This is a genomic window from Paenibacillus sp. sgz302164, assembly GCF_056120505.1.
This window is the reverse complement of sequence record NZ_JBVYOL010000021.1, coordinates 87,570-103,410: the sequence shown is the minus strand read 5'-3', so window position 1 is coordinate 103,410 and position 15,841 is coordinate 87,570. Positions and strand designations below refer to the sequence as shown.

The 15,841-nt window shown below is 46.1% G+C and carries 19 protein-coding genes and 1 pseudogene; 4 read left to right on the top strand and 16 right to left on the bottom strand.

Annotation, left to right across the window (positions count from 1 at the left end):
• Positions 1-8 precede the first annotated feature (8 nt).
• Together tatC and AC0LWT_RS28785 are read left to right on the top strand one after the other, a co-directional pair.
• Entirely contained in the window at positions 9-761 is a 753-nt protein-coding gene (gene tatC, locus AC0LWT_RS28790) for a twin-arginine translocase subunit TatC (RefSeq protein WP_474684730.1), read from the top strand.
• Positions 762-809: 48 nt separating this feature from the next.
• On the top strand, positions 810-1,697 hold the full coding sequence (locus AC0LWT_RS28785) for a LysR family transcriptional regulator (RefSeq protein WP_474684729.1): 888 nt from the start codon (positions 810-812) through the stop codon (positions 1,695-1,697).
• A 322-nt stretch (positions 1,698-2,019) separates the two neighbouring features.
• On the opposite strand, the pseudogene AC0LWT_RS28780 reads toward AC0LWT_RS28785, so the two are convergent.
• The 4 genes and pseudogenes from AC0LWT_RS28780 to AC0LWT_RS28765 form a co-directional block, all read right to left on the bottom strand.
• Positions 2,020-2,133: pseudogene (locus AC0LWT_RS28780) on the bottom strand (LD-carboxypeptidase); the annotation flags it as partial.
• 106 nt (positions 2,134-2,239) lie between these two features.
• Positions 2,240-2,671 carry a universal stress protein gene (locus tag AC0LWT_RS28775; protein ID WP_474684728.1) on the bottom strand — a complete coding sequence of 144 codons (432 nt, stop codon included), beginning with the start codon at positions 2,669-2,671 and terminating at the stop codon, positions 2,240-2,242.
• A gap of 82 nt (positions 2,672-2,753) precedes the next feature.
• Entirely contained in the window at positions 2,754-3,563 is an 810-nt protein-coding gene (locus tag AC0LWT_RS28770) for a class I SAM-dependent methyltransferase (RefSeq protein WP_474684727.1), read from the bottom strand.
• Between the two features lie 107 nt (positions 3,564-3,670).
• Positions 3,671-4,561, bottom strand: coding sequence for a LysR family transcriptional regulator (locus AC0LWT_RS28765; RefSeq protein ID WP_474684726.1), 891 nt, complete (start codon positions 4,559-4,561; stop codon positions 3,671-3,673).
• 133 nt (positions 4,562-4,694) lie between these two features.
• On the opposite strand from AC0LWT_RS28765, the gene AC0LWT_RS28760 reads away from it, so the two are divergent.
• The gene (locus tag AC0LWT_RS28760; RefSeq protein WP_474684725.1) at positions 4,695-5,888 is read left to right on the top strand and encodes an MFS transporter; all 1,194 of its coding nucleotides are present in this window, start codon (positions 4,695-4,697) and stop codon (positions 5,886-5,888) included.
• Positions 5,889-5,963: 75 nt separating this feature from the next.
• Entirely contained in the window at positions 5,964-6,545 is a 582-nt protein-coding gene (locus tag AC0LWT_RS28755) for a TetR/AcrR family transcriptional regulator (RefSeq protein WP_474684724.1), read from the top strand.
• Between the two features lie 76 nt (positions 6,546-6,621).
• Here AC0LWT_RS28755 and AC0LWT_RS28750 read toward each other — a convergent pair whose 3' ends face one another.
• The 12 genes from AC0LWT_RS28750 to AC0LWT_RS28695 form a co-directional block, all read right to left on the bottom strand.
• The gene (locus tag AC0LWT_RS28750; RefSeq protein WP_474684723.1) at positions 6,622-7,386 is read right to left on the bottom strand and encodes an AAA family ATPase; all 765 of its coding nucleotides are present in this window, start codon (positions 7,384-7,386) and stop codon (positions 6,622-6,624) included.
• A gap of 91 nt (positions 7,387-7,477) precedes the next feature.
• Positions 7,478-8,596 (bottom strand): phosphotransferase, encoded by a 1,119-nt coding sequence (locus AC0LWT_RS28745; protein ID WP_474684722.1) that lies wholly within the window; start codon positions 8,594-8,596, stop codon positions 7,478-7,480.
• A 282-nt stretch (positions 8,597-8,878) separates the two neighbouring features.
• Positions 8,879-9,370, bottom strand: a complete 492-nt coding sequence (locus AC0LWT_RS28740; RefSeq protein WP_474684721.1) for a hypothetical protein — start codon at positions 9,368-9,370, stop codon at positions 8,879-8,881.
• A gap of 97 nt (positions 9,371-9,467) precedes the next feature.
• Complete coding sequence (locus tag AC0LWT_RS28735; RefSeq protein WP_474684720.1) at positions 9,468-9,929, bottom strand: GNAT family N-acetyltransferase; 462 nt, start codon at positions 9,927-9,929, stop codon at positions 9,468-9,470.
• 54 nt (positions 9,930-9,983) lie between these two features.
• Positions 9,984-10,610 (bottom strand): alpha/beta hydrolase family protein, encoded by a 627-nt coding sequence (locus AC0LWT_RS28730; protein ID WP_474684719.1) that lies wholly within the window; start codon positions 10,608-10,610, stop codon positions 9,984-9,986.
• A gap of 143 nt (positions 10,611-10,753) precedes the next feature.
• Positions 10,754-10,909, bottom strand: a complete 156-nt coding sequence (locus AC0LWT_RS28725; protein WP_474684718.1) for a hypothetical protein — start codon at positions 10,907-10,909, stop codon at positions 10,754-10,756.
• 197 nt (positions 10,910-11,106) lie between these two features.
• Positions 11,107-11,946 carry a formylglycine-generating enzyme family protein gene (locus AC0LWT_RS28720; protein ID WP_474684717.1) on the bottom strand — a complete coding sequence of 280 codons (840 nt, stop codon included), beginning with the start codon at positions 11,944-11,946 and terminating at the stop codon, positions 11,107-11,109.
• Positions 11,947-12,198: 252 nt separating this feature from the next.
• On the bottom strand, positions 12,199-12,834 hold the full coding sequence (locus tag AC0LWT_RS28715) for a glycoside hydrolase family 11 protein (protein WP_474684716.1): 636 nt from the start codon (positions 12,832-12,834) through the stop codon (positions 12,199-12,201).
• A gap of 375 nt (positions 12,835-13,209) precedes the next feature.
• Positions 13,210-13,632 carry a GNAT family N-acetyltransferase gene (locus AC0LWT_RS28710; RefSeq protein ID WP_474684715.1) on the bottom strand — a complete coding sequence of 141 codons (423 nt, stop codon included), beginning with the start codon at positions 13,630-13,632 and terminating at the stop codon, positions 13,210-13,212.
• Positions 13,633-13,951: 319 nt separating this feature from the next.
• Entirely contained in the window at positions 13,952-14,665 is a 714-nt protein-coding gene (locus AC0LWT_RS28705; RefSeq protein WP_474684714.1) for an SDR family oxidoreductase, read from the bottom strand.
• Entirely contained in the window at positions 14,662-15,312 is a 651-nt protein-coding gene (locus AC0LWT_RS28700) for a DUF4386 domain-containing protein (protein WP_474684763.1), read from the bottom strand. Before AC0LWT_RS28700 ends, AC0LWT_RS28705 begins: the two co-directional genes overlap by 4 nt.
• 183 nt (positions 15,313-15,495) lie before the next feature.
• Positions 15,496-15,837 carry a DUF4386 domain-containing protein gene (locus tag AC0LWT_RS28695; RefSeq protein WP_474684713.1) on the bottom strand — a complete coding sequence of 114 codons (342 nt, stop codon included), beginning with the start codon at positions 15,835-15,837 and terminating at the stop codon, positions 15,496-15,498.
• Between the last annotated feature and the right edge of the window lie 4 nt (positions 15,838-15,841).

Below are 15,841 nucleotides of genomic sequence, written 5' to 3'. Positions count from 1 at the left end.
GCTAACTGATGAATACATGGAACCGAATGACATTGACCGAACATTTGACGGAGCTGCGCACCCGGATCATCCGCGTCCTGATCGCGCTCGTCGTCTCGATGGCCGCCGGCTTTTTGATCGCCCAAAAAGTCGTCCTCTGGCTCAAAAATACGCCGCCCGCATCGGAAATGACCTGGAACGTATTCTCCCCGATGGACGGCATTCGCATCTATATGATGATCGCTTTCGCCATTTCCCTGGCGTTGACGCTGCCGTTTATTTTGTATCAGATTTGGGCTTTCGTGAAACAAGGTTTGACGGCGGAAGAGCGGTCCGCGGCGCTTCGCTGCATCCCCTACACGATTTTGTGTTTTGCGGCGGGACTGGCCTTTTCATATTTCATCGTATTTCCGATGTGCATTTCCTTTACCACCGGCCTCATTGAACGCTTGGAGTTGACACAAACCTACGGGATCGCCCAATATTTCGGGTTTATGATTAACATCGTGCTCCCTTTATCCGTTGCTTTCGAGCTCCCGGTCATCGTGATGTTCCTGACCAAGCTTCGCATTCTGAACCCGAAGCGGCTGCACGCTTTCCGCAGATACGCCTATCTCGTTCTGGTCGTTACGGCAAGCCTTATTTCCCCACCGGACATCGTCTCCCATCTGATGGTTGCCGTGCCGCTGTTCGTTTTATACGAAATCAGCGTGCTGCTGTCCCGTTGGGTCCATAACGCTCAAGCAAGCGCGGACAAGCTCCCGGCCATTGACGGAGAATAAAACCGGCCCTGTATTTGACACTGAAACGGTCCGAAAGAAGGTGCGGCAGTGCGGATTGAACAACTGCTTTATATTGTAGAAATTCATCACACCGGCTCCATCTCGTTAGCGGCCGAGCGGCTGCATGTTTCGCAGCCCAACATCAGCCAAGCCATCGTCAGTCTGGAAGAAGAGCTGGGAGTTAAAATTTTCAAACGTTCCCGATTCGGAGCGATTCCGACGGAAGACGGCAAAGCGATCATCGGCAAAGCGCAGGAAATTTTGGGCAAGGTGGAGGAGCTTAAAGAGGCGGCATGTTTTCATTCCTCCGAGCTTTCAGGGTTTCTATCCATCGCCTCCGTGCCGAGCTTGTGCTTGAGCGTGCTCCCTTCCACACTGGCCATTTTCAAAAGCAAATATCCCGCAGTCGAGCTTGAAATGATCGAGCTGGATTATCCGCAAATCAAGCAGGAAGTGCAGAACGGGAAGGTGGACATAGGTCTCGTCGCCGTTTTCAAGCCATATGAAGAACCTAACAAACAGTTGATCTGCGAAAATTTGCTGGAAAGCAGAGTGATGGCTTGCGTAGGCAAAAACTCCCCCCTGGCTGGGCGCGCGAGCATTACTTTCGCTGAACTGATCCACCATCCCGTGCTGGTCAATTCGAGCTTCCTTATTCAAACATTGCAAAAATACGGAACCCCGAATATTTTGTTTAAATTGGGCAATTCGGAAGCCGCCAAGCGCATTATCTCCGAAGGCATCGCCGTCGGATTTTACACGGAAAACGGCCTGAAGTTCGACCCGTATGTCCGCACCGGAAACATCGTTCCTCTGCCGATTACAGGCGACGACGTCGATGTGTCGTTTCGCCTGATGCGTTTGAAAACCCGCCATCTCGCGCTGCCCGGCAAACAGTTCGTCAAGGAGCTTAAATCCGTCATCGACGCTCTGTAACGGCTCAGGCTGCTGAACCCCCTGCCGCCCTCCCCGCGTCAGGCGATAGTCCCCATCTGCCTGGCTGCACGAACAAAACCTGCAAAAGTACATGAATTTACGCCCTTGATACGCGGCTCCGAAGAATTACTGCAATTGTGCAGGCTTTTTACCGAATTCATGGGCTCAGGTTCACTTTCAGCAAATATCCCTGCACTTTTGCATGTATTTCACCAAAATAAACGAATTTCTCGAGAAAAACCTGCATATTCGCAGGTTTTCTCTTTGTTGTGCTACCTCACGCTCAGTTGTGCAGTTCCACAACCTGCAGCGCTCTGTAGCGTTATGATTTGAAAAATTGCTTTACGGAGCCTTTGCCGTCTCCTGCTTCAATCTCGGCATACGCCCCGCTAATGAACGTTATTTGTGGCGGGACATGACCGCAATCCATATCATAACAATTTTGGCATGAAAACCGGCAATGAAAAAGAAAAAATTGGCATTCAACCCCCGGTCGGCTTGAATACCAATTTTTAGCGTCAATCTCGTTCTTCAATTTCCGGTCATTTTACGACCAAAACCGGTGCAGCCGCATGCATGACGACGTTATGGCTGACGCTGCCGAGCACGAACTCGCCGATCCCGCTCAGCCCTCTGCTGCCGATGATGATGAGGTCGGCGCCGGTTTCAACGGCATAGTCGAGAATCGTTCTGGCAATCGGACCCTGCCGCACTTCGATGTGCGTATTTGCAAAATCGGCGATTTTGTCCTTAATTTTATTAATCACTTGTTCGGAATAATCCAGGTAATTGTTTTCAATCGTAATGGACGGTATAACGACGGAAGTTCCAAGCACGTAGGTCGGAAGATTAAAAACATGGATAATTTCCAGTTTGGAAAAATGGTTCAGCTTGGCCATCTTCAAAGCGGTATCCAGCGCTTTTTCCGAAGCTTCGGAACCGTCGAAGGCGACAACAATTTTAGCGTACAGCATGCGCACTCACCTCACTGATTTATTAACCTCATTGTAGCTGTTTCAGGCTGCAATGACTGTGAGAAATGTCACTCTGTCCGTTTCAGCGTATTTTCCTGCCCTCGACTGCCAGCATATACATCGTGAGCGACCGGGCCTCCGCTGCCGCCCATTCGCGGTATTCCCGTTCGGCGTCGGCATATTCACGCCCGGTAATAAATCCGTCCCTCTCCATTTGTGGTCCGCGGCTTGAAGCCGTATCCGCCCAAATGCCAATGCGCCGCTCAAAATCGGAATCGGTCCGCACCGCGACCTCATGCTGAGGGGTGACCGCGATCTCTTCCAAACCGGCTTGCCGAAACAGATCGGGAAGCCGGTCGGCAATCGCGTTGTCGAATCCGGCATCGGAGCGCCATTTCAAATAGGCCGAATAAAAGGCAAGCATGCTGGCCGGCGGCTCGGGCTGCCACGCAATCTTTTCGTGATTGTAGTCGGTGATTACGATGCGTCCGCCGATTGCCGCCGCCGCTTTCATCATTTCGAGCGCTTTCAGCGGATCGTTCAGCCAGACGAAAACGCGCGCACAAGTCACGATGTCGAATTGTTCTTGATAAGCAAGCCGATACATATCGCCGGTTTCAAAGGTTAACCCAGGCACATCGACATGCGTCTGGCGGGCTTTTTCGATCAGCTTCGGATTGCTGTCAATCCCCACTACGCGGCCGCCAGGCCCCACAGCTTCCGCGATTCCGCGTGTAATCGCTCCCGTTCCGCAGCCGATGTCCAGAACGCTCATGCCTTCGGCGAGCAGCTCGGCAAGCCTTCCATGGGAAGATGCCAGCGTTCGGGCATCCAGTATTCCGGTTAATTTTCCGGATAATTCGGCTCGCTTGCTTGCAATATTCGCTTCCATCGTCAGATCCCTCCGTCTTTTCCCTCGATTTTGCTCCTTTCTGCCATTTTATCGGAGGCACACTTATAGGTCTAATACATAATTCAAATATATTTTATAGTTATTACCTATACCTCGCATCGTTCTTTGAAGTAATCGGCCGTTTTTTGAATGAACGCCTGAGCCGATTTTCCCAAAAAGCGGTCGGAGCGGCGCAAAATATCGAAGTCCCGATAAGGGGCCTCGTCGTGAAACGGGATGCACCGCAGCGTCGGATCGTTGATCGCTTCCATAAGCGGAAGCGGCTGCACCGTGCCCCCGATATTCGCTTTGACCAGACTCATAATCGATGTGGCCGAGCCTGTCTCCATAATAGTGTCCAAAACAAACCCGCGCTTCCGGCAGCAGTCGTCCACCAGCTCCCGCCCTGTGTAGCCTTGGGGGTACATAACCGTCCGGATGCCGCGCAAATCCTCGATCGAGACCGAGTCCCGGTTCGCCCATTCGTGATTTTCGGATACGACCAGCACATATTCTTCCCTGCACAAAGGAACGCGGATAAGCCGGTCATCCGGCGGAGAAGCCAGCCAGATGCCCAGGTCGACTTCGTTGTCCAGCACCAGATTGAACACGTCGATGGACGAAACGACCTTCAGCTTCACGCCCGGAAACTCGGCATGAAAGTCGACCAGCAGCTTCGTCATCCGGTAGTCCAGATCGGACGGCAGGACGCCGACCGTCAACAAGCCCTGGTGTCCGCGGCGCAGCTCCGCAATGGCGTCTTTCGCATTTTGCATATTGCGGACCATCCGCGTGCCGTGCTCCAGCAGCAGGGCTCCGGCCTGGGTCAGCCTGATTTTTTTGCCGATCCGGTCGAATAAAGGCACGTCAAGCTCCTCCTCCAGCGCCCGGATTTGCTGGCTGAGCGTCGGCTGCGATATGCCGATCCGATCGGCGGCCCGGGTCACATGCAGCTCTTCGCAGACGATCAAAAAATGTTCCAACTGGCGTATTTCCACGCGGTCCCCTCCTTTAATCATTGGTTTTTTCAATCATTATAATAAAAACAATTGTATTGATCAATTATTTTGCCGCTTATATACTTACATTTGCATCGATAGCAAACGATATCACTTTTGGAGGCGAAACAACATGCGAAACGTGTATCTCATCTTGGCGCTTTTCCTTGCTTCACTGAATTTACGTCCCCCGATCACTTCCGTTTCTCCGCTTGTAGACACGATCCGGGGCGAATTGGGCATGAACGGGGTCATTGCCGGTTTGCTCACTTCCCTTCCGGTGCTGTGCATGGGTATTTTTGCTCCGTCAGCCGTCAAATTAAGCAAAAAATGGGGGCTCGAGGGGACTGTCGCCCTCGCTCTGCTGCTGATCGGCATCGCCACCGCGCTTCGTGCATGGGCGGCATCGAGCCTGTTCTTATTGCTCACCTCCTTGCTCGCAGGGGTGGGCATCGCGATCGTAGGCCCGCTGCTGTCCGGCTTTATTAAACGGCATTTCGCCCATCGCGCTTCCGGCATGGTCGGCATTTATTCCTTTGCCATGGTGCTTGGCGCAGCTTTAAGCGTCGGGCTTGCGATTCCTTTGCAGAACTCGATGAACGGCTCATGGCGCGGCCCGCTTGCCGTGTGGGGCTTGCTCGCCGTCATCGCCCTGCCCTTCTGGTGGGGACTTGCCCGCAAGGGGGGCCATGCAAGCCCTGCCGGGCAGCTGTCGGCAGCAGCCAGCGAACGCTTGCCCCTGACCAATGCGCGTGCCTGGGTTCTGACCTTGTTTTTCGGATTGATGGCGGCTGCGTTCTATTCCTTGACCGCCTGGCTTGCGCCGTCCATCCGCAGCATGGGCTACAGCGCCGAAACGGCCGGCGGCATCCAAACGCTGTTCACCCTGATCTCCCTGCCGTTCACCCTGCTCATTCCGATGGCCGTCCATCGTTATCACAATCGGCTGCTGTGGCTGGTCGGATGCTCGCTGCTCGAACTGATCGGCATAGTGCTGCTGAATTTGCAGCTCAGCCCGTGGCTTGCCGCCGTCCCGCTTGGCATCGGCGCCGGCGGTCTGTTCCCGCTCGCGCTGATGCTGCCGATCGACGAAACGCGGAGTGCGCCGGAAGCGAGCGCCTGGTCGGCCTTAACGCAATCCGGCGGCTACATATTGGGCGCGCTCGGCCCGCTGCTGTTCGGCAGCATCCATGATGCGGCGGGCAGCTATGTCCAGGCCTATTACGGTCTGGCGGTCGTTATCGCGCTGCAAATCGCCGTTGAATTCGTAATCGGGAACAAAAAAAGGCGGCCGCAGCAACGGACTGACCCTGCCGGGCGAGGCTGAATCCCGCAACCTCCCATTGCTTGACAAGCCGCAGCGCTTTTCATATATTAAGAAAAATGAATGGAGGTTCACGGTATGCAAGTGCTGAAAGACGAAGTCCGCCGCTCGATTTTGCGGGTTGCCGGAGAAACGTTTCTGGAGTCGGGGTTTGCCAAAACTTCCATGAAAGATATTGCGCGGGAGGCCGGCGTCGCCGTCGGGAACCTGTACCGCTACTTCCCTCATAAGGAAGCTTTGTTCGATGCCGTAGTCACGCCCGCCTATGACGGGCTGCTGAAGCTCGTCCGCGAAAACGAGCCTGAGCCGCTCACAGTTCTCGCCATGCTGGAGCAGATCGGGCATATTTTTTCCGGGCTTGTGCTTGAGCATCGGGAAGGTCTGCTGATTTTGCTGTACGGCAGTACGGGGACGCGGCACGAGGGTGCCAAAGAGGAGTTTTTTCGCACCTTGACCGAACATGTGCAGGCGCATCTGGCCGGCCTCAGCCGGGAAAAAGCGTCTCCGGCGCTGAGCCCGGACGTTGCCAGACCGCTCGCCGTCGCTTTTCTCGAAGGCTACTTTGAAATTATCCGGCTTCATGCCGGCCGGGATGCGATCGGCGAAATTACCCGGCAGTACGTCGAGGTCTGGTTCACCGGATTACAGCGGTTGTTGTGAGCGAGGCGGCGAGGCGAGACCTGAATACGACATGTATCGAGACCACGAAAGGGATAGATGATTATAATAACAACAACTATACGTCATCATCATCAAGAAATAGTTCATTTAAAATTTTATCTTTATTGTTCAGAAAATGCTTCATTATTGTAAAATGATCTGTAGCCTCAAGTACGGTTTTTTCGATACCTTTAGACGTTAAATTATATACTATTGAATCTGGATATGCCATTAATATTGGGGAGTGCGTTGATATTATAAATTGGGCGTTTGCTTTAACTAACGAATGAATTCGTGATAGCATAGCCATTTGGCGATAGGGAGACAGTGCTGCCTCAGGTTCGTCGAGAATGTACAGCCCATTACCACCGAAGCGATGTAAGAATGTAGCAAAGAAAGATTCGCCATGAGACATCTGATGCAGCGATTTACCTCCATATGAATCAATAATACGGCGTCCCGGTGATGGTTCACGATCCAGTTCATCCACACTCGTTGCAAAGTTATAATAACTTTCTGCTCTAAAAAAGAAACCGTCGCGAGGTTTTTTTACACCACGAATTACTTTAATGTAGTTATATAAATCAGAGTGCGTTGACTGCGTGGAAAATGTAAAGTTAATTGTCCCTCCTTCTGGGTTAAATCCAATGGCCACGGCTATTGCTTCCAACAATGTTGATTTTCCCATCCCGTTTTCCCCAACTATGTAAGTTACTTTTGGATGAAAATCCATTTTTTTTAATTCACTAATTACTTTTAAATGAAATGGATAGCGCTCAAATGAAGGCACTAATTCGCGAAGCAATTCGATACTTCTAATAAAACTATTCATTTCGATCATAGTATCACTCCGTTTAGGATACCGCTTCAGCATCTTTTTTCTGCGATAGACATTTTTAAGATACGTGATCCGTCTTTTAGCGTTGTAAGTGTTAAAGGTCAGGCAAAAGAGTAATGGCTTCTTCCGCCATTTCGAGTAATTGAATTGATACTCTGGCCTTCTCCGCCAGTTTCTCATCCGTATCTGCTTCTGAACATTGATCAATTATTTTTGAAATTAGCATACTGCAACGTAATCCAGCGGATGCCAAAAAACCAAAACGAGCAAGCCGATCATTACCATCCCATCCCGCATCTAATAGTCCATGATAGTAGTGATCGAATAATTCGTCCGCAAATTTCTTTATATCAACCGATGATCCTACACCAGAATGTAGAAATAAACCGTACAACCTTCCTAATTCCTCTCCTAGCCCAGCCACTCCAGCAAAGGCCCAATCAATTGCGATCATTGTTCCATCTTGCTGTAAAAAGAGATTTGGTTCCCATGCATCGTTATGTGTAAATACCTTTGGCAGACCCTCTAAAGCTTTCAGTAATTGCTGTCGCTGTTTATGAAATTTCGCATATCTTTTAAAAATTTCATCAGGGAATAACTCTCGAATGTATGAATGCTGCCATGTGTTTTCATCGAAAGCTGCCCCATTATCATATTTATCGCATTCTTGTACCCAAGACGATAACCAACTTTTACACAGAAATGATTCAGATGGCAGTTTTTCATTTACCAGGTACGAACCATTAAATTTCCCCAGTATGTATACGGCTTCTTTATAGTGATTTGGCGACCAGCTTCCATCGATGTAATTTGTTACTTCTTCCAGCCAAATCCATATTGAACCATCATCTTTATCTTCAACACCTAAGCATCGCGGCGCTTTCAGCATAGAAGGAAGCTTGTCTAACAATCCTGATTGGTAGACTAAGGCTTCCCTTCTCCAATAGTTATAATGACTTGGTTCATTAGCTGCAGCAGAAGGAATAACTACTTTTAAAATTACCGTCCAAGGAATTATGTGATCCTTCTCAATAGCAATTCCGTGAACCCGGTAGAGCCCACCTGTTACAGCATTAGAAGCCTTCCATCCCAAGCTGGAACAAGACCATTCTCCAAGTAATAATCTTTCGTTCCCAATATGCTTACGTATATACTGACAAAGAAGTGCTTGTGAAATATTTCTCTTTATGGTTATCATTGTAAGATTAAACAACCTCCACAAAACCGTATACACATATGGTTAAATTGCTCTGGCTTTCTCTGACACTCATAAATAGCCCCTTTACCTTAAATAAAACTTCTCTTTTATCAAACATATTACAAACTTCTGAATGCAAGGTCTAAAGCAAGTCGTATCTTACTCTACGAACACCTTCAATTATGTGGTTTACCTTTTCTGTTGATTGAGTAACTTCAATCATGTGTTCTGCTTCGTTAGTCATGAATTTTCATTTCACCTTGTATCAATGGATCAGACTCCATCGGACACGGCAAATTAATCCTTGGTTATGAAAACATTGTTTTTGGGATCGTATTCTAAAGAGTATTCTTTGGCATTACTATTAAAAACTAATACATGAGATTTCCCCTTCATTTCTGTGCCTGAATCATTAATATTTCCTAAATAGACGGCGAGTTTCGAGAAATCGTGATTATTTGTCTCATCTAAGGAAGTAGTCAACATTGTAGTTGTGAAGGGACTACCAGATATCAATTGACCATTTATAACAACATCTTTAGACAGAAAGTTAACTGGTAAGTTATTATCAGGTTGATTTTCGATATTAGGATTATAAACGTTTGAGGTGTACATCGAATAATTATCTTCCCAAGAAACTGTGTTTTTCTCAAATGGGTTAAACGCAATCCATGAGACAGAATGTTCATTATTAGTAGCTTGCTTGGCAATGATAATTTGTAGTCCTTCTTGTTGGATTTTGTTTAGGGTTGCCGAATCGAAATTGATATTAAGAGAGTAATTGCTCACTACCATTCCACCTTTCGCAGTTCACAAATATTGGGCGACATTAAGATTATACTTTAGAGTAATGAATTATGAATTGGTCTGTTTTAAAATCCATGTTTTATTTTATGCCATATTCAAACTCAATTTCATGGCGTACTGGAATATCTTCATATCCATTCAATGGAATCGTAGGTTTAATCTTTCTGGCTTCCATGATTGCATTGTGATGGATTGCTTTCAGATCAAGTCCTCTTTTCTGATAATACTTAATCGCCCTTATGTTATCATTTGATGTTATAAGCCATACTCTTTTGCAAAATTGTTCTTTTGCCTTTTGAACAACCTTATTGATTAAATTGCTTCCTATTCCTTGGTTCTCGATTTTACTATCCAAAGATACAATTTCACATTCATCATTTTCGATATTGTATGTGATAAGACCCATGATTTCCCCATCAATCGAATATACGAATCCTGATAGTTTTTCTAAGGTATGCACCCGTCCTCTTGACACAACTATTTGACCCCTAAAATTAACAACATGCTTTTTGAGTTCTTCGTCAATCTCCCTGATAATCACAAGTGCCTACCCCCATTAGCTGAAAAATGGTTCATAATAAAATTGCTCTTTTATTCAATCAAACTGGTGTTTATCTAAATGTTTATTAAGCCACTCCATTGACTTTTCAAGCATTCCAAGTGTAATGTGATGGTTCACATTTGGATACTCAACTAATTGTAGATCATCTGAAGGAATATTATGTGGCGACATGACATCCATAAAATATCTTTGGCTTTCGATAGGAATCGTATTATCCGCTTTGCCATGTAACAAGAGCAGTGCTCTTTTTCCATCCAAATTTATATGAGACGCTGGGTCATGCTGTTGTAGAGAAATCTTTTCGTTAAAACTCATGGGATTTCTGCCATCCTTTTCGCGAAATAATTCCTCACATTTTACCCATGCGCATGAGCCATTTATAACTATCGAGGCTTTCAGACGAGAATTTTCCGAAAAAATACCTGCGGCTATAAAACCGCCTGTTGAGTGGCCTATAATCCCAATATTACTATCCGTTTTAGATAAATCAGACACTATTGTATCTGCTTCCATAACACCTTGTAGAACCACATTCCAAAAATATTCCTGCAATACTAACGGATTAAAATAGTCAAGGTTTCCTCTTTCACCATGGTAAGGCAGTTCAGGAACAATGACCTTGTATCCCCAACTTGCTATTAACAAAGAAAAAATAATCATTAACGTTTGATACCCACCCGTGATATAAAAGAACAACACCGATTGGTTTCATTGAAGGATTTATTTGTAAACATGGAATACCGCAAATGTTTGTTTCAAAGCCCATTATGTATCCCTACCATTTTTTATATATAATCGTGCTTTCATTTATCCTTAATCATGATTTTGCCTTTGAGTTCTTTAGCTTGTTCATCCGAAATTTCAGTTAAAATCCCAACTTGACCCACATCCTCAGTATATATTCCCAGCTTCAAATTATCCATTAAATTCCTGAACGGAAACCTAAGTTTACGAATCAACTTGCCATCCCCTCACATCAGAGTTAACATTCACACACTCGAAGAAGGGAAGGGGATGAGAGGGGTTAAGGATAGCATGGGGATTTTGGAATTTTAACGAGCAAACAGCATGGAATTGATCCATGCCATCTGTCGCTAATTTTTATTGAATTCCTGTAAGAATGACATTATCGAAAGAGCTTTAGTCTTGTTCCCGTTTACTCGCCGCGACTTACACGAAAACCTTGATCGGGGCCAAACCCATTCGCCTCGAACTTGCCCCGAAAAGATAACTCGTTGTTGCTGACGTCGCCGATCCAACCGCCGCCCTTCACAACCCGGAAAGAACCGCTATTGCTATCCAAGTCTCCGAACCAGTTCCAGCACCATTCCCTCACATTACCTGACATATCGTAAAGTCCTAACTCGTTGGGTTTCTTGAGACCGATAGCTTTTGTTTTGTTATTGTTGTTTTCTATGACAGGCCAATTCCAATCTCCTGATAAGAATTGGTCCCCGGCGTTTCTCCAATACCATGCTATTTCATCTGCATTATTGCTTCCGCTGTATGTGTAACTCTTGCTCATCTGCCCCCCACTTGCAGCATATTCCCACTCCGCTTCTGTCGGTAATCGGTAACCGTTAGCTCCTGCATTGATCGTTACTGTCCATTTTATATTATCGTTATCGCTCTTATTATTCGGGTCTTTTTTATTCTTGTCTATATTGTAATACGGTTTGAGGCCCTCTTTTATACTCCTTTTATTACAGTACTCAACAACGTCATACCAGCTTACCATTTCTACCGGCAAATTATCGCCCTTGAATCCCGAGGGATTACTTCCCATTACCTCAATCCACTCTTTTTGAGTTACCTCATATTTGCCGATATAAAAGTTCGATATTGTTACACTTTTTCCATAGTAATTGGACTTTGTGTTTATAAAAGTCCCGCCTTTAACTAATACAAGGCTATCATTCTTTTCAGGCTTTTCTTGCGAACAAGCGCTGACAACAACTATTATTGCTATTAAAAGGAAAATTGGTAACTTTCTCATGGATATGTCTCCTCGTATAGCTGATAGGAAAAATGATAGGCCCATGGCGGCCTGCGACTCGCCTTCGGCATGTCACCATTCAAATAAGCCCAAAACCCGCTTATCCGCGCAGGCGATTCCGGCTGCGACCTTCACTCTTTCGAAAGGTTTGTTGAAATATTATAAGGCCGCCAGTTGTGAGACCGGCAGGCCTTATTCTCAATTTGCTGGAAACAGTCTGGCGCCTGTCAGTTGCCAGCAACAGTTAACCTGTTACCATACCGTTACGTTAGAGCTCCCACTGCTTTGATATCCTTCTGTCGCTAACACCTGGTAAGACCAACTGCTCCCCAGATTCATTCCTTTGCTCGCCCATGCGTTAACGTGGTTGCTAAAAGTGATAGCGGCGTTGACCCCGGTCGCTTTCTTCGACTGTCGGACACTCCAGAACTGGGCGAACGTTTGCGTGCCGTCAATGGAAGGTGCGTTGTATCGCATAGTCGTATATATGTCATAGGTGCCCCCATCACTGGTCACGGTGCCTTTGTACGTTCCGGTAGGTCTATAAGTGCCCCAGCTATCAACGACGTAATATTCTATGAGTGAGTTTCTCGTCCATCCGTAGAGAGTCAAATACCCATTGCCGGACGGCGCCCAGACGCCGGCGTTATAATTTATTGTCCTAGATGGCGATCCGGTATTCCACCCTTTGCCGACAACAAAGTTCCCGCTATTTGACCATGTAACACTGTAATTGCCGCCAGATCCATTGACAGCATTTACTGTCCCGCCACCGTCGGTCCAATTTTGCCAATAGTCCGTCGCTGCATTTGAGGTTGCCGCAAACAAGCTAAAACTCATTGAAGCTGCAATACATACAGTCAAGATTTTCTTATTAAACTTAAACATAATCTACCTCCTAAAATTTTTTACTTGTTACTGCTTACCTAGTGCCATATTCCGCGACCTTCTCGACTCTCACCTCCTTTCTAAGAAAATTATAAAAGGTAAGCGCATACATTACATTTAAGAAATTAAAGATTTATCCCCATATTTTTAAGAATAAAGTCCAAATGAGCAAGAATTTAATAAAAGCTTGTGAATAGAAAATAACCCTCTCTGCAATCGGGAGGGCTGAGTGAATATGGCGGCTATTATTTTTTAATCCTCTCGATATCTCCTTACCACGCACTCCACATGTGTTGAGACGGTGAAAGGGATATAATGGTTTTGAGCAATGCTTTGTAACTTCACAGGTAGGAAAACAGGACTATAAGATGTTGGTTAACTTCTTCGACTTTCTGGTATCTTTCTCATGAATCGATTTTGGTCACGTTCGAAACCATATTGTTCATATAATCCATGTGCATCTCGTGTTCCTAAAATCCCCGTCAGCTCCTTTAGTTCTTCTGATGTTGTTAGTGATTCGATTAATTTCTTCCCAATGTTTTTTCCTCTGTACTCTTCATCAATATATACATCGCATAACCAATACATTGTTGCACCGTCTGTTACTACTCGGGCAAATCCAATTTGCTTACTTCCGTGATATACTCCATAACAAATTGAGTTTTCAATTGATTTTCTTATTCTTGTTACGGGTCTCTTGTTTGCCCAGTAACTCTTTGATAAATAATCCACTATGACATTCAGATTCAATAATGACTTATCATCACTAATCAGGTATTCCCCAAACTCTTCTCTCATAAAAACCACTCCCACATTTTAAATATATTAGGTTTAAAGGTGAATCTGCCTGATTCCGCTCCCCCTGAATGCCTCGAGCAGACCAAGGGACATAAGTCCTGCAGCGTGAATACGGTGTTATACGAGCCATTCTGCGAAAACCTCTGACCTTCAAAACGCTTGAAAACCTACATGTATCAAGGGATTCCGGCGATTTTTGAGAAACGCAAATATCCTTCAAATAACCCGGTTTTTCGTACAAAGCGTAACAGCTATAAATGGTGGTGACGAGCGGAAAAAGCAAGCGGGCCACGTGTTCTTCAGGTTCGCTTGCTTAAATTCATTTATTATAAATGACTGGTGTTTTACATTCCCAACGCTCCCAAAGCAAAGGATCTGTGGCCAGTTCCGTTATGAAACGACCCACGTTCCTTCTGCTTGTTTTTCCAGGATTAAATAATGGGCTTCTGACGGGGGAGCTAGTTAATTCATAAAGGCTTACTTCATCGTAATTGACTAACGTGTCCGGTCTTACGGCAACCCAACTGACATACTTATTTTCTTTTCCCAAAACGTCAACCAAGTAATCGGCTGCCATTACATTGTCACGATGCGGGGGCAGAAGCACGCTCAATGCAGAGAAGATCATCCTCTCCCCCCAGGAATGAGACTCTCCTATTGAGCGATTCGTATAGCCCGTTGTACTCATAAGGATTAGTTTTATTTTGCGCTCGGACGTCTTCACAGTTTCGCTTACTTTCTGAATTGCATCTGTAACCAACTTACGAGGTTTTCCGAACATCCCCCTGAGAGTAGGGGTGTGACCGAGACAAGAAATCACCACGGTACAATCGCTCAGCAGATGAGTCAGTTCGGTTCGACCAAGCTCGCTAATGTTTCCCTTCACGATCTCAACGTATGAACTTTTCTCAATGTCAGGATCAAGAATAGCTGTTTTTCGGATAAGTATCCTTGTTGGAATGCTGCAGCTAATCAATTCCCTGACCACTTGCCGACCAGTGGCTCCATTTGCTCCTAGCACAACGATTTTCATGCGTTATTCGCTCCTCTCCGCTCATTTTCGTCAACGTTCCTCCCTTTTACAATCAGAAATACAGCCAGAATCAATTCGCCAAAAGCCGTCGGCGCATTTAAGAGCATATAGGCCGGACTTGTGATCGAAATCCTGTCCAATAACAGAATCAACGTAGCGACAATTGTACAGATGGAACCTATCATCCCCCATATGGCCAACCATCTTGGAATTCGTCCAGTTGTGAAGAAGCAATAATACAGAATTAAGCTGCCGATACTCCATGGCAAAATCATGCCAATATGATTAACAAAATCCCGACCCTGCCGAAGCCATTCTGCATTCCATTCAAAGATAACTGCGTTTACAGGAGTGGCCGATGCTGCACTTTGGCTGACTTCCAATAAAAGGGGTAGAAAACCGATTCCGATGAAAAGAAAACCTGCACCAATCAATTTGAAAGCGACAAATCCTGTTACGAATCGCTCGCTGTAAGTCTTTAGAAGGGAATAAAACAATACGGTTATACCAACATATGCTACAGCCATTGCCGCTTGAAAGAAAGTCGCTGTCAACACATGCTTTTCTAGATCAGGCAACTGTTCCAAATAATCGGAACGTTCTAATGCAGGCACAGAGCTTAAGACACCGAATATCATGCTGCTTATAAGAAGCAGTCCTAACTGGATCGTCGTTCGTCTATTTGTTTTAATAACCGTTCACTCCCCGATATAATGAAATGTACTTATTACATCATATCGGTTCCCGGCAATAACGCGGTAGCTACTAAAGTAGGGTAGGAAAGAAGGCTGTGACATTTCCAAGCAAGATCGCTGTTTTTCTGTTTGATTTTATGATGATTCTCTCTTTTCCGCCAGAAGCTTCCTAAGGGACGCCTGATTGAATCCTTTGATGATCAGCCAAAGCGTCATGGTCATCTCCTGCACAGCCAATGGTACATATAAAATGCTCAGGTGAAGGTCGGGTCTGAAAAACAGGAATAAGTCAACAGCGACGTATATAACTCCTCCCATCAAGCCCCAGCCGGACAACCAGCGAGGGATGAATCTGGTGAGATAGAAGAGGGTGTATAGCAACATAGCCCCGATGATAAAAACAATCGTCAAAACGGGGGTAACTATGTCTTTGGTCTGAAGCAAGACATTGCCGCCAGCGATGACTTGTTTGATCAACTTG

Bases quoted from the DNA above. Each gene is read 5' to 3' on its own strand.
- tatC (WP_474684730.1), top strand. From the start codon at position 9: ATGAATACATGGAACCGAATGACATTGACCGAACATTTGACGGAGCTG.
- AC0LWT_RS28775 (WP_474684728.1), bottom strand. From the start codon at position 2,671: ATGCTGTACGCTAAAATTGTTGTCGCCTTCGACGGTTCCGAAGCTTCG.
- AC0LWT_RS28770 (WP_474684727.1), bottom strand. From the start codon at position 3,563: ATGGAAGCGAATATTGCAAGCAAGCGAGCCGAATTATCCGGAAAATTA.
- AC0LWT_RS28760 (WP_474684725.1), top strand. From the start codon at position 4,695: ATGCGAAACGTGTATCTCATCTTGGCGCTTTTCCTTGCTTCACTGAAT.
- AC0LWT_RS28755 (WP_474684724.1), top strand. From the start codon at position 5,964: ATGCAAGTGCTGAAAGACGAAGTCCGCCGCTCGATTTTGCGGGTTGCC.
- AC0LWT_RS28750 (WP_474684723.1), bottom strand. From the start codon at position 7,386: ATGATCGAAATGAATAGTTTTATTAGAAGTATCGAATTGCTTCGCGAA.
- AC0LWT_RS28730 (WP_474684719.1), bottom strand. From the start codon at position 10,610: ATGATTATTTTTTCTTTGTTAATAGCAAGTTGGGGATACAAGGTCATT.
- AC0LWT_RS28720 (WP_474684717.1), bottom strand. From the start codon at position 11,946: ATGAGAAAGTTACCAATTTTCCTTTTAATAGCAATAATAGTTGTTGTC.
- AC0LWT_RS28715 (WP_474684716.1), bottom strand. From the start codon at position 12,834: ATGTTTAAGTTTAATAAGAAAATCTTGACTGTATGTATTGCAGCTTCA.
- AC0LWT_RS28710 (WP_474684715.1), bottom strand. From the start codon at position 13,632: ATGAGAGAAGAGTTTGGGGAATACCTGATTAGTGATGATAAGTCATTA.
- AC0LWT_RS28705 (WP_474684714.1), bottom strand. From the start codon at position 14,665: ATGAAAATCGTTGTGCTAGGAGCAAATGGAGCCACTGGTCGGCAAGTG.